The sequence below is a fragment of the Mycobacterium sp. NGS45 genome, from assembly GCF_059812645.1.
In genome coordinates this window covers 252,792-264,069 of sequence record NZ_JCALDB010000003.1, presented here as the reverse complement: position 1 = coordinate 264,069, position 11,278 = coordinate 252,792, and the positions used below count along the sequence as shown (strand labels likewise).

Annotated in this window: 14 protein-coding genes and 1 pseudogene; 5 read left to right on the top strand and 10 right to left on the bottom strand. The window is 68.2% G+C overall.

All coding sequences use genetic code 11. The features are described from left to right. The 6 genes and pseudogenes from AC5Y3P_RS05075 to rplS all read right to left on the bottom strand — a co-directional run. A partial coding sequence (locus tag AC5Y3P_RS05075) for a YifB family Mg chelatase-like AAA ATPase (protein ID WP_500044785.1) occupies positions 1 to 1,202 on the bottom strand: 1,202 nt, incomplete at its 3' end. Then, on the bottom strand, positions 1,202 to 1,570 hold the full coding sequence (locus tag AC5Y3P_RS05070; RefSeq protein ID WP_500044784.1) for a YraN family protein: 369 nt from the start codon (positions 1,568 to 1,570) through the stop codon (positions 1,202 to 1,204). The genes AC5Y3P_RS05075 and AC5Y3P_RS05070, both read right to left, overlap by 1 nt. A 111-nt stretch (positions 1,571 to 1,681) precedes the next feature. Then, positions 1,682 to 1,987, bottom strand: coding sequence for a DUF2469 domain-containing protein (locus tag AC5Y3P_RS05065; protein ID WP_500044800.1), 306 nt, complete (start codon positions 1,985 to 1,987; stop codon positions 1,682 to 1,684). Then, a pseudogene (locus AC5Y3P_RS05060) lies at positions 1,976 to 2,714 on the bottom strand (ribonuclease HII); the annotation flags it as partial. The gene AC5Y3P_RS05065 and the pseudogene AC5Y3P_RS05060, both read right to left, overlap by 12 nt. Then, the gene (lepB, locus tag AC5Y3P_RS05055; RefSeq protein WP_500044783.1) at positions 2,715 to 3,560 is read right to left on the bottom strand and encodes a signal peptidase I; all 846 of its coding nucleotides are present in this window, start codon (positions 3,558 to 3,560) and stop codon (positions 2,715 to 2,717) included. Positions 3,561 to 3,615: 55 nt separating this feature from the next. Then, positions 3,616 to 3,957: a 50S ribosomal protein L19 gene (rplS, locus tag AC5Y3P_RS05050; RefSeq protein ID WP_500044782.1), complete on the bottom strand. Its 342-nt coding sequence runs from the start codon at positions 3,955 to 3,957 to the stop codon at positions 3,616 to 3,618. A gap of 323 nt (positions 3,958 to 4,280) precedes the next feature. On the opposite strand from rplS, the gene AC5Y3P_RS05045 reads away from it, so the two are divergent. Then, positions 4,281 to 5,198: a serine hydrolase gene (locus tag AC5Y3P_RS05045; RefSeq protein ID WP_500044781.1), complete on the top strand. Its 918-nt coding sequence runs from the start codon at positions 4,281 to 4,283 to the stop codon at positions 5,196 to 5,198. Here AC5Y3P_RS05045 and trmD read toward each other — a convergent pair. The 4 genes from trmD to rpsP are packed head-to-tail and all read right to left on the bottom strand — an operon-like array spanning position 5,195 to position 7,129. Next, complete coding sequence (gene trmD / locus AC5Y3P_RS05040; protein ID WP_500044780.1) at positions 5,195 to 5,884, bottom strand: tRNA (guanosine(37)-N1)-methyltransferase TrmD; 690 nt, start codon at positions 5,882 to 5,884, stop codon at positions 5,195 to 5,197. The two genes, AC5Y3P_RS05045 and trmD, sit on opposite strands and share 4 nt — an antisense overlap. A gap of 2 nt (positions 5,885 to 5,886) precedes the next feature. Then, entirely contained in the window at positions 5,887 to 6,408 is a 522-nt protein-coding gene (rimM, locus tag AC5Y3P_RS05035; RefSeq protein WP_500044779.1) for a ribosome maturation factor RimM, read from the bottom strand. After that, a complete protein-coding gene (locus AC5Y3P_RS05030; RefSeq protein ID WP_085102554.1) occupies positions 6,408 to 6,650 on the bottom strand; it encodes an RNA-binding protein in 243 nt (80 codons plus the stop codon). Before AC5Y3P_RS05030 ends, rimM begins: the two co-directional genes overlap by 1 nt. Next, entirely contained in the window at positions 6,647 to 7,129 is a 483-nt protein-coding gene (gene rpsP, locus AC5Y3P_RS05025; protein ID WP_500044778.1) for a 30S ribosomal protein S16, read from the bottom strand. The genes AC5Y3P_RS05030 and rpsP overlap by 4 nt, the downstream gene beginning before the upstream one ends. Before the next feature lie 157 nt (positions 7,130 to 7,286). Here rpsP and AC5Y3P_RS05020 point away from each other — a divergent pair, with 157 nt between their 5' ends. The 4 genes from AC5Y3P_RS05020 (at position 7,287) to AC5Y3P_RS05005 (ending at position 11,277) form a co-directional block, all read left to right on the top strand. Then, positions 7,287 to 7,703, top strand: coding sequence for a nuclear transport factor 2 family protein (locus tag AC5Y3P_RS05020; protein WP_500044777.1), 417 nt, complete (start codon positions 7,287 to 7,289; stop codon positions 7,701 to 7,703). Between the two features lie 150 nt (positions 7,704 to 7,853). Next, complete coding sequence (locus AC5Y3P_RS05015) at positions 7,854 to 9,437, top strand: diflavin oxidoreductase (protein WP_500044799.1); 1,584 nt, start codon at positions 7,854 to 7,856, stop codon at positions 9,435 to 9,437. A 40-nt stretch (positions 9,438 to 9,477) separates the two neighbouring features. Next, positions 9,478 to 10,353 (top strand): D-alanyl-D-alanine carboxypeptidase family protein, encoded by an 876-nt coding sequence (locus tag AC5Y3P_RS05010; protein ID WP_500044776.1) that lies wholly within the window; start codon positions 9,478 to 9,480, stop codon positions 10,351 to 10,353. A gap of 132 nt (positions 10,354 to 10,485) precedes the next feature. After that, positions 10,486 to 11,277 (top strand): D-alanyl-D-alanine carboxypeptidase family protein, encoded by a 792-nt coding sequence (locus AC5Y3P_RS05005; RefSeq protein WP_500044798.1) that lies wholly within the window; start codon positions 10,486 to 10,488, stop codon positions 11,275 to 11,277. Position 11,278 lies beyond the last annotated feature (1 nt).

Genomic DNA, 11,278 nt, shown 5'->3' with positions numbered 1-11,278 from the left:
CCCACCCGGCCGGGATTCATCTGCACCCGCAGGTCCACCCGGTCCAGCAGCGGGCCCGACAGTTTGCCCAGATAGCGTCGGCGCACCGCGCCCGGACACTGACAGTCGGCCGGGTTGGCCGGGGCGCACGGGCACGGGTTGGACGCCAGCACCAACTGGAACCGGGCCGGATAGCGGGCCACGCCGTCGCGACGCGCCAATCGAATCTCACCTTCCTCCAACGGTGTTCGCAATGCTTCCAGCACCGAGACGGCTATCTCGGCGCACTCGTCGAGAAACAACACGCCGCGGTGCGCGCGACTGACCGCACCCGGGCGCGCCATCCCGGCTCCGCCCCCGACCAGCGCAGCGACCGACGAGGCGTGGTGCGGGGCGACGAACGGCGGTGTGGTGATCAGCGGGGTGTCCCCGGACAGCATCCCGGCCACCGAGTGGATGGCGGTCACCTCCAGCGCCTCGGCGTCGGTGAGCGTCGGCAGCAACCCGGGCAGCCGACGGGCCAGCATGGTCTTCCCGGTTCCGGGCGGGCCGGTGAGCAACAGATGATGTCCGCCGGCAGCGGCCACCTCGACGGCGTACCGCGCCTGCTCCTGGCCCAGCACGTCGGCCAGGTCACCGTCGGAGGCATCAGCGCTGGGATCGGCCACCGCACCGCCGCGCGCCGAGTCGACCCGCTCAGCCAACCGCCCGCGCCCGAGCAGCCAATCGTGCAACTGTCCCAGCGTCGCCACACCGAGCACCTCGATGCCGTCGACCAGGCTGGCCTCGGCCAGATTGGCCACCGGCACCACCGCCGTCGTCCAACCCTCCCGGCGGGCGGCCAGCACCGCGGGCAGCACCCCGCGCACCGGACGCACCCGTCCGTCGAGGGCGAGCTCACCGAGCAGCACGGCCTTGTCCAGCACCGGCCAGGACTTCTTGGCGCCGGCCGACAGCACCGCGGCCGCCAAGGCGATGTCGAAGACCGAACCCATCTTCGGCAGCGTCGCCGGCGACAACGCCAGCGTCACCCGCGACTGCGGCCATTGATGTCCGCTGTTGGTGATCGCCGAGCGCACCCGGTCGCGGGATTCCGACACCGCCGCGTCGGGCAGCCCGACCAGGTGCACACCCGGTAGCCCCGAGGCGATATCGGCCTCGATCTCCACCACGTCGCCGCGCAGACCGCTCATCGAGATCGAGAAGGCCCGCCCGAGCGCCATCACCCAATCCCCTTCAGGTGCAACACTTCCGGCCCCCGCACCCGACCGATCCGGACGCCGATCACGTCCATCCGAAGCTGCGCCCAATGGCCGTCCTGGGCGGCCAGCCACAGCGCTGCCAGCCGTCGCAACCGACGCACCTTGTCCGGTGGCACCGACTCGGCCAGCCCGCCGAAACCGTCACCGGTGCGGGTCTTGACCTCGACGAAGATCAGCGTGTCGGTCTGCTCATCGACGGCGATGACGTCGAGTTCGCCGTACCGGCAGCGCCAGTTGCGCACCAGGATGCGATGTCCGAGGCCGAGCAGGTGATCGACGGCCACCTGCTCGCCGAGGGCGCCCAGCCGCGCCCGTGTCCATGTAGTCATGCCCGTCAGGTTGGGCCAACCCGCCGACACGGTGGGCGCAGCGACGGTCGGAAAACCGCGGTGCGCGCCTAGTTGTGCACAGTCAGCAGTTCATGCACAGGCCGGCCGAACTCATTCCGGCAGCCGCAGCTCGGGCTTCTCCACTTCTTCGACGTTGACGTCCTTGAACGTGATCACCCGGACCTGCTTGACGAAACGCGCCGGCCGGTACATGTCCCACACCCAGGCGTCGGCCAACCGCAGCTCGAAGTACACCTCGCCGTCGGCGTTGCGCGGAATCAGTTCGACGCTGTTGGCCAGGTAGAACCGTCGCTCGGTTTCGACCACATAGCTGAACTGCCCGACGATGTCCTTGTACTCGCGATACAGCGAGAGCTCCATCTCGGTTTCATACTTTTCGAGATCTTCAGCACTCATCGGTCCAGCAATCCTTGTCGTCGGTGGAGTCCATCTTCCCCTACCCGTTTTCGCTGCGCGCCTCAGGTTCGCACGCCTGCGCGGCCCGCCGCACGTTGATGAAGGAAAACCGGTGCTGGCTGCACGGGCCGAGCGCGGCCAGCGCCGTGGTGTGCGCGTACGTGCTGTACCCCTTGTGCTCGGCGAAGCCGTAACCGGGGAACTCGCCGTCCATTTCGACCATCAGCCGATCCCGGCTGACCTTGGCCAACACGCTGGCCGCCGCAATGCAGGCCGCGGCCGCGTCGCCGCCGATCACCGGCAGCGACGGCACCGGCAGACCTGGCACCCGGAACCCGTCGGACAGCACATAGCCGGGCCGCACCGACAACCCGGCGATCGCGCGGCGCATACCTTCGATGTTGGCCACATGCACCCCGCGGCGGTCCACCTCGACCGACGGGATGAACACCACGTGGTAGGCCAGCGCGTACCGCTTGATCAACGGGAACAGGCGTTCCCGTTCCACCTCGGTGAGCTTTTTGGAGTCGTCCAACAGCGACAGGCTGCCGAACCGGTTCGGCCCCAGCACGCAGGCCGCCACCACCAACGGGCCCGCGCAGGCACCGCGCCCGACCTCGTCGACCCCGGCGACCGGACCCAACCCACTGCGATACAGCGCCGATTCCAGCGTGCGCAGCCCAGAGGATCTGCGGATCACCGTACGCGGCGGCCAGATGGTGGACACCTATCCGCCCAACTGCGGGTTGACCGAGTCCACACCACCCCAGCGTCCGGGGGGCCAGGCGATGAACCGCGCCTTGCCGATCACGTTCTCCACCGGGATGGTGCCGTCCTCGGGGTCGCCGGTGCAGATCACCATCCGGTTGGGGTCGTCGGGGCTCGGCGTCGCGCCATTGCAATGCCGGCGCGAATCACCGGAATGCGTGCGGTTGTCCCCCATCACCCACAGCCGCCCCTCGGGCACCTCGACGGGGCCGAACTCGGGTCCCAGGCACGGGTATTCGGCGGGGTCGTAACCCAGCGTCGCCGGGTCCAGATACGGCTCGTTGAGCGGTTTGCCGTCGACCGTCAATCCGGTGTCCGTGCGGCACTGCACGGTTTGTCCACCGACCGCGATGATCCGTTTGACCAGATCGTTCTGATCCGGCGGTACGAACCCGATCACGCTCAACGCGTTCTGCACCCACCGCACCGCGGTGTTGTCCGAGCGGATCGACTTGTAGCCCAGGCTCCAGTTCGGCGGTCCCTTGAACACCACGACGTCGCCCGGCCTCGGTTCGGTGAACCGGTAGCTGACTTTGTCGACCATGATCCGGTCGCCGGTGCAGCCGTCGCAGCCGTGCAGGGTCGGCTCCATGGATTCCGAGGGAATCAGGTAGGGCCGCGCCACGAACGTCAACATGACGTAGTAGAGCACCAGCGCGATCGAGATCAGGATCACGCCTTCGCGCAGCGCCGAACCCTTCTTGCCGTCGCCCTTGTCGCCCTTGTCGGCCGGCTTCGTGGCGTCCTGAGCTGGATCCTCTGGCTGCTCGGCGGGTGAGTCGGTCCGGTCCGGGGTGTCGGTCACGAGGCCAGCGTAGTCAGGCCGGCTGCTGATGCCACGACCTGCACGAGGCAGCGGGTCAGCGCTTTTCCTTGATCTTGGCCTTCTTGCCGCGCAGTTCGCGCAGGTAGTACAGCTTGGCCCGGCGCACGTCACCGCGGGTCAGCACCTCGATGCGGTCCACGTTGGGCGAATGCACGGGGAAGGTGCGCTCGACGCCGACGCCGTAGCTCTCCTTGCGCACCGTGAAGGTCTCCCGGACGCCGCCGCCCTGGCGACGGAGCACGACGCCCTTGAACACCTGGATGCGCTCCTTGGCGCCCTCGATGACCTTCACGTGCACGTTCACGGTGTCACCGGGGCCGAATTCCGGGATGTCGTCGCGCAGCGACGCCTGGTCGACGAAGTCCAGCGTGTTCATCGGTGCCTCTTCCTTGCGTCACGGTCCGTGCACATCGTGGTCCCGGCGCGGGACGCGCGAGACGTGCCGGGCCGAAATTCGGGCTTATCGGGGTCTTCTTGGTTCTTCCGGCGCAGGCGAAAGGGACCCAGCCCGCGCGGACAACTGCTCAATTGTGCCAGACCGGGCCCGCCAGAGAGAAATCGGCTTCGGCCACGCGCGTTGCGCTGCGCCGCGCGCGCCTCGCTACGTGTGCACCGGGGCCAGAGGTTAGTCTGATCAAACGGGCGACGGCAGCGCAGCCAGCCTGACCCCCTATCCGGTATCGGCTTCCGAGGAGCAGCATGCACAGGCGGCGATCGGCCCTGGTCAGGGCCGCCGCGGGAGTCGCCGGCATCGTGCTGCTGGGCAGCCTGGCCGGCTGTGAGGCGCGCGTCTACGGCTCCCCGCCGAACCGCCCGGCCGGACCCCAGCTGACCGTCGCGCCGCAGGCCCCCGAGGACGCCACGCCCGAGGCCCCGATCCAGCCGCCGGCCGCGATCGTTGATCTCGATGTGCGCGCCGAGCAGGCCAGCGAGCAGGCCGCCGCCAACGGCGCCGAGGTGACCATTGCGCTCCTCGACCGCGAAACCGGACAGCGCGCGACCGCCGGACCGGCCAGTCGGATGGCCACCGCATCGGTGGCCAAGTTGTTCATCGCCGACGATCTGCTGTTGCGGGAGCCCGAACTGTCCGCCGAGGACCGCAAGTCACTGGACGTGATGCTGCAGTCCTCCGACGACAACGCCGCGAATACGTTCTGGGAACGCGGCGGCGAAACCGACATCCTGGATCGGGTGGCTCGCCGCTACCGGCTGGACACCCTCGGCCATCCCGACGACGGCAAGTGGTGGAACACCACGATCTCGCCGCAGGAGCTGGTCCGCTACTACGACATGCTGCTCACCGCTTCCGGTGGGCTACCGCCCGAGCGCGCCAACCAGATCATCAGCAACTTGGCACAGTCCACCCCGATCGGGATCGACGGCTACCCGCAGCATTTCGGCATCCCCGAAGGTCTCTACGCCGAACCCGTTGCGGTCAAACAGGGTTGGATGTGCTGCATCGGCCCGGACTGGATGCATCTGTCCAGCGGCATCATCGGGCCGGATCGCCGGTACGTGATGGTGGTCTATGCGCTGCAACCATCCGACGACGCCACCGCCCGCGCCACCGTCACCGAGGCGGTCAAGAGCATGTTCCCGGGCGGCAAGATCAACTAGTCGGCCAACAGATCCGGCCGGCGCTCGACAGTGCGCTGCCGGGACTGTTCGGCGCGCCAGGCTTCGATCCGGGCGTGATCACCGGAAAGCAACACCTCGGGCACCTCGAGCCCGCGCCAACTGGCCGGCCGGGTGTAGCTGGGTCCCTCCAGCAGACCTGCGTGGTGTTCGGAATGCGAATCCTGCTGGTGCGAAGCTGGATTGCCCAGCACCTCGGGCAGCAACCGGATGACGGCCTCGAGCATCACGAGCACCGCGGCTTCGCCGCCGTTGAGTACATAGTCGCCGATCGACACCTCGGCCACCCGCATCCGCCGGGCCGCGTCCTCGACCACGCGCTGGTCGATGCCTTCGTAGCGACCGCAGGCGAACACCAGGTGCTGCTCGGTGGCCCAGTCCTGCGCGGTGGCCTGGTCGAACAGCCGGCCCGCGGGCGTGGGCACCACCAAAAGTGTTTCCGGAGTGCAGATGTCATCGAGCGCCGCGCCCCACACCGGCGCACGCATCACCATGCCCGGCCCGCCGCCGTACGGCGAGTCATCGACGGAACGGTGTACGTCGTGGGTCCAGTCCCGCAGATCGTGCACGCCGAGTCGTACCCGCCCGGCCTCGATCGCCTTGCCCGGCAACGCCTGCCGCAGCGCATCCAGGTAGGCCGGAAAGATCGTGATGACGTCGATGCGCATGATCACTCCGGATCCAGCAGACCGTCCGGTGGGTCCACCTCGATGACACCGTCGGCCAGCGACACCGTCGGGACGATGGCAGCGACGAACGGAATCAGCACTTCTGCGTCGGCTTCGGTTCGCACACTGAGCAATTCACCGCCCTGGGTGTGCAGCACCTCGGCCACCACCCCGATCGGCTGCCCGTCGACGGTGCGCACCTGCAAACCTTCGAGCTGATGGTCGTAGTACTCGTCGGGCTCGGAAATCGGCGGCAGGTCAGCGGAATCGACGATGAACAACAGGCCGCGCAGCGCATCCGCGGCATTGCGATCGGTTATCCCGGCCAGCCGCAGCAGCAGCCGAGGACCGTGCGGGCGAACGGATTCGATCTGGAACTGCCGTTCGGCGCCGCCACGGGCGGGTCTGGCCCGCACCGTGGCACCGCGCTCGAAACGACGCTCTGGATCGTCGGTGCGGACCTCGACGACGATTTCGCCGCCGATGCCGTGCGCTTTGGCGACGCGCCCGACGACCAACTCCACTATTGGTCGGTGTCCACCACGTCGACGCGGATACCGCGGCCGCCGATCCCGGCGACCAGGGTGCGCAACGCCGTCGCGGTGCGGCCGCCGCGGCCGATCACCTTGCCCAGGTCATCGGGGTGCACGTGCACCTCGACGGTGCGGCCACGGCGACTGGTCACCATGTCGACGCGAACGTCCTCGGGATTGTCGACGATTCCGCGCACCAGGTGCTCGACGGCGTCGACGACGACGGTGCTCATTCGGCTGGCGTCTCGGCGGCCTCGGCGGCGGCTTCCGGGGCCTCGGTGGCTGCAGCCTCAGCGGCCTCGGCTTCGGCCTCGCCCTTCTTCGGCGCCTTCTTCTTCTTGAGGGTGACGGCGTCCGAAGTGGACCCGCCCTCGGCCTCGGCCAGCGCTGCGTTGAACAGATCCAGCTTGGACGGCTTGGGCTCCTTGACCTTCAGCGTGCCCTCGGCGCCCGGCAGGCCCTTGGCCTTCTGCCAGTCGCCGGTGATCTTCAGCAGCGCCAGCACCGGTTCGGTGGGCTGGGCGCCGACGCTCAGCCAGTACTGCGCGCGCTCGGAGTTGATCTCGATCAGGCTCGGCTCTTCCTTGGGGTGGTAGCGGCCGATGACCTCGATGGACCGACCGTCGCGACGGGTGCGCGCGTCGGCGACGATGATGCGGTACTGGGGGTTGCGGATCTTGCCAAGCCGGGTGAGCTTGATCTTGACAGCCATCTAGAAACTCCTGTTGGGATGCCACGCTGCAATTCAGCGATCCGAGCGGGTTGCCGGGATCCGGTTTTGCCTCACGTGTGTGACCGTCGTACGGCCGTGGCCGAGGACAGACAGCCGGATATTCTGCCAGAACCCGGCCCACACCTAAAATCAGGCTGTGCTGAGCCTGCAGGAGATCTCGGACCGTCTGGAAATCCAGCAGCTGCTGGTCGACTACTCCACGGCGATCGACACCCGCCGATTCGACGACCTGGACGCGGTCTTCACCCCCGATGCCTACATCGACTATCGCGCCATGGGCGGCATCGACGGCCACTTCCCCGAGGTCAAGGCCTGGTTGGCCGAGGTGCTGCCCAACTTCCCGGCCTATGCCCATCTGCTCGGCAACTTCGACGTCCGCATCGACGGCGACACCGCGGCCGCCCGAACGCTGTGCTTCAACCCGATGGTGCTCGGCGGCGAAGGTCAGGTGCTGTTCTGCGGACTGTGGTACGACGACGAATTCATCCGCACCCCGGCCGGCTGGCGGATGACCCGGCGGGTCGAGACCAAGTGCTTCGACCGGGTGGTCTGACTACTTTCAGCTGCGGCGGCCAGAAAGGGAGCCCCCACTGCGACGACCGATTTAAGTAAGGTCACCCTTACCTATCGGCCGACGCAGAAAGAAGACCCGCCCGTGCCCGATCCACGCCCCTTCTCGTTGATCGTCGGCTATGCGACCGATATGGGCAGTGCCGAGTGGCTCGCCGAGCTGTTCACCAATGCCACCCGGGAGATCGGGATCGACGTCAAGGAAAAAGAGCTCAACGACCTCTCCCTGGACGACCTGCGCGCCGCATCGCATTTCATCGGGATCGCCTCCACCTTCGGCGATGGCGAGTTCCCCGACGACGGCACGGTGTTCTGGGAGACGCTGGCCGCCGACGATGCCGGCCGCTTCGACGGCCTGAACTTCGCGGTGCTCGCGCTCGGCGACCGGTCCTACGAGTTGTTCTGCAACGCAGGCAAACTCCTCGACGAACGGCTCGAGGAACTCGGCGGCACCCGGATCGCCGAGCGGGTGGATTGCGACGTGTACTTCGAAAGCGAAGCCGCCGCCTGGACCGCCGACGTGGTCAAACTGCTCGAGGCCGCCCGCGACGCCGCCGGGGGCAGCGCGGCACCCGTCGTCGTCACCAAGGACGCACCGCAACAGCAGCATTCACCGTGGGACCGGAAGAATCCGTTCACTGCGCGGGTGCTGAGCAGCCGGTTGCTGACCGCCGCCGATTCCGACAAGGAGGTCCGGCACTACGAGTTGGACCTCGGCGATTCCGGCATCGACTATCAGGCCGGTGACTCGATCGCCGTGCATCCGGTCAACGACCCGGCTCTGGTCACAGCGATCCTGGCCCGCCTCGGTGTCACAGCCGAGCACCGACTGGCCGACTACGACGAGCCACTCGGCGTGCTGCTGGCCGAACACCTGGAGATCCGGACGCCGGCGGCCGCGCTGCAATCGCTGATCGCCGACCGCACCAAGGACGCCGACGCCGCCCGGATGCTGACCTCCGAAGACACTGCGGCCCTGGCTGATTGGCTCTACGGCCGCGACGTGCTGGACCTGCTCGAGCTGGTCGACCCCGCCGTCCTGACCGTCGAAGAGGTGGTGGAAAGCCTGCGCCCCTTGCAGTTCCGGGACTACTCGATCGCCTCCACACCGACCTGCCATCCCAACCACGTGCACCTGACCGTGGCGACCATCCGGCACTGCGCGCGGGGCCGGGACCGCGGTGGGGTGGCCTCGACCTATCTGGCGGACCGCTGCGAGCTGGTCAAGGTGCATCCGCGGCCCAACCACAGCTTCCGACTGCCGGCCGATGACGTGCCGGTGATCATGATCGGTCCGGGCACCGGCATCGCTCCGTTCCGGGCGTTCCTGCACGAACGCCAGGCCCGGCAGGCGGGCGGACGCAACTGGCTGTTCTTCGGCGACCGCCGCCGCGGAACCGACTTCCTGTACCGCGACGAACTGCAGGGATTCCTCGACGCCGGCGTGCTCACCCGGCTGGACCTGGCGTTCTCCCGCGATCAGCCGGACAAGGTCTACGTCCAGCACCTGATGGCCGAGCACGGCGCTGAGTTGTACGCCTGGTTGCGCGACGGCGCCCATCTCTATGTCTGCGGTGACGCCGAGCGGATGGCCAAGGACGTCGACCGCACGTTGCACGAGATCATCGCCGCGGCCGGCGAGATGGACGCTTTGGCCGCCCACAGCTACGTCAACGAACTGATCAAGGATCACCGCTACCTGCGCGACGTGTACTGACCTGCGCGACAGCTGGGCCGGTGGCTTACTCTGACGAGTCATGCACCGACTCTTGGCGGCCCTGGCGATGACGGTCACGTTGGCGATGGGCGTGACGGCGCCGATCGCCTCCGCTGACGCCGAACTGCGACCGCCCGGCAGCACACCCATCCCGGACGGTCCGGCGCCGAACTGGATCATCGCCGACCTGGACACCGGCGAGGTACTCGCGGGCGCCAACATCGAGGCGCAGACCCCGCCGGCCAGCACGATCAAGACGCTGCTGGCCCAGGTGGTGCTCGACGAACTGCCGCTGGACGCCACCATCGAGGCCATTCCCGCCGACACCGCGGTGGAATGCAACTGCGCCGGGGTGGCCCCGGGCCGCAGCTACAGCACCCGCCAACTACTGGACGGGCTGCTGCTGGCGTCCGGCAACGACGCGGCCAACACGCTGGCCCGGATGCTCGGCGGCACCGAGGCCGCGGTGGCCAAGATGAACGCCAAGGCCGCCTTGATCGGCGCCTACGGCACCAACGCCGGCAGCACCTCGGGTCTGGACGCGCCCGGGATGCCGATGTGGAGCACGCCGCACGACCTGGCGGTGATCTTCCGCAACGCGATGAGCTACCCGGTCTTCGCCGAGATCACCGCACAGCCGTCGGCCATCTTCCCGACCAAAACCGGGCAGCGGGTGCTGGTCAACCAGAACGAGATGCTGAACCGCTATCCCGGCATGATCGGCGGCAAGACCGGTTTCACCGACCTGGCCCGCAAGACCTACGTCGGGGCCGCGGCACGCGACGGCCGCCGGCTCGTGGTCGCCATGATGTACGGCCTGGTCCGCGAAGGCGGCCCGACCTACTGGGATCAGGCCGCCACCCTGCTGGATTGGGGTTTCGCCCAGGGCGGGCACGACAACGTCGGAATGTTGTAGAGCCGCAACCGATTCGATACCGCAGCGGGTCCGGTCCTAGATGCGCGGTGGTTAGGCTCGGCGCTCGTGCCTGGAAAACGGCCGCGCGCACTGGCGGGCCTCGCGACCCTGCTCGCCCCGGTGTTGGCCGCGATGTTGCTCGGCACCGCCGCGCCGACGTCGGCCGAACCCCAGGCCATCAACGTCGCCACCGCACCCGACGGTCCGGCCCGGGCCTGGTTGGTCGCCGATCTGGACACCGGTCAGATTCTCGGCGGCAAGGACCCGTACGGCAGCTACGCGCCGGCCAGCACCATCAAGGCGCTGCTGGCCATGGTGGTGCTCGACCACATCAACCCGGCCACCGCGGTGCGGGCCAACGCCAACCACAACAAGGTCGAATGTTCTTGCGCCGGCGTGGTTCCCGGCCAGGTGTACACCGCACGCCAGTTGCTCGATGCGCTGCTGATGGTGTCCGGGAACGACGCCGCCAATCTGCTCGGTGACATGCTCGGCGGGTACCGCGTCGCGATCAACGCGATGACGGCCAAGGCCGCGAGCCTGGGCGCCCGCAGCACCCGCGCGATGTCGCCGTCGGGCCTGGACGGTCCGGGCTGGGAATCGGTCACCACCCCGCACGATCTGGCCATCATCTACCGGCACGCCCTGCGCTACCCGGTGCTCGCCCAGATCTTCGGCCAGCGCACCGCGCAGTTCCCCACCCGCACCGGCTACAAGACCCTGACCAACCAGAACAAGCTGCTCGACCGCTACCCCGGCACCCTGGCCGGCAAGACCGGCTTCACGAACCTGGCCGGCGAGACCTTCGTCGGCGCCGCCCAACGCAACGGCCGCCGACTGGTCGTGGTGCAGATGAAGAGCAACTCCGACCTGTATGACCAGGCGATGGCGCTGCTGGACTGGGGCTTTTCCCAGCCGCGCTAGC

Excerpts from the sequence above, each read along its gene's own strand:
- rplS (WP_500044782.1), bottom strand. The coding sequence starts at position 3,957 with ATGAACACGCTGGACTTCGTCGACCAGGCGTCGCTGCGCGACGACATC.
- AC5Y3P_RS05005 (WP_500044798.1), top strand. The coding sequence starts at position 10,486 with ATGTTGCTCGGCACCGCCGCGCCGACGTCGGCCGAACCCCAGGCCATC.
- AC5Y3P_RS05015 (WP_500044799.1), top strand. The coding sequence starts at position 7,854 with ATGGGCAGTGCCGAGTGGCTCGCCGAGCTGTTCACCAATGCCACCCGG.
- AC5Y3P_RS05030 (WP_085102554.1), bottom strand. The coding sequence starts at position 6,650 with ATGAGCACCGTCGTCGTCGACGCCGTCGAGCACCTGGTGCGCGGAATC.
- AC5Y3P_RS05065 (WP_500044800.1), bottom strand. The coding sequence starts at position 1,987 with ATGAGTGCTGAAGATCTCGAAAAGTATGAAACCGAGATGGAGCTCTCG.
- AC5Y3P_RS05045 (WP_500044781.1), top strand. The coding sequence starts at position 4,281 with ATGCACAGGCGGCGATCGGCCCTGGTCAGGGCCGCCGCGGGAGTCGCC.
- rpsP (WP_500044778.1), bottom strand. The coding sequence starts at position 7,129 with ATGGCTGTCAAGATCAAGCTCACCCGGCTTGGCAAGATCCGCAACCCC.
- AC5Y3P_RS05010 (WP_500044776.1), top strand. The coding sequence starts at position 9,478 with ATGCACCGACTCTTGGCGGCCCTGGCGATGACGGTCACGTTGGCGATG.
- AC5Y3P_RS05070 (WP_500044784.1), bottom strand. The coding sequence starts at position 1,570 with ATGACTACATGGACACGGGCGCGGCTGGGCGCCCTCGGCGAGCAGGTG.
- trmD (WP_500044780.1), bottom strand. The coding sequence starts at position 5,884 with ATGCGCATCGACGTCATCACGATCTTTCCGGCCTACCTGGATGCGCTG.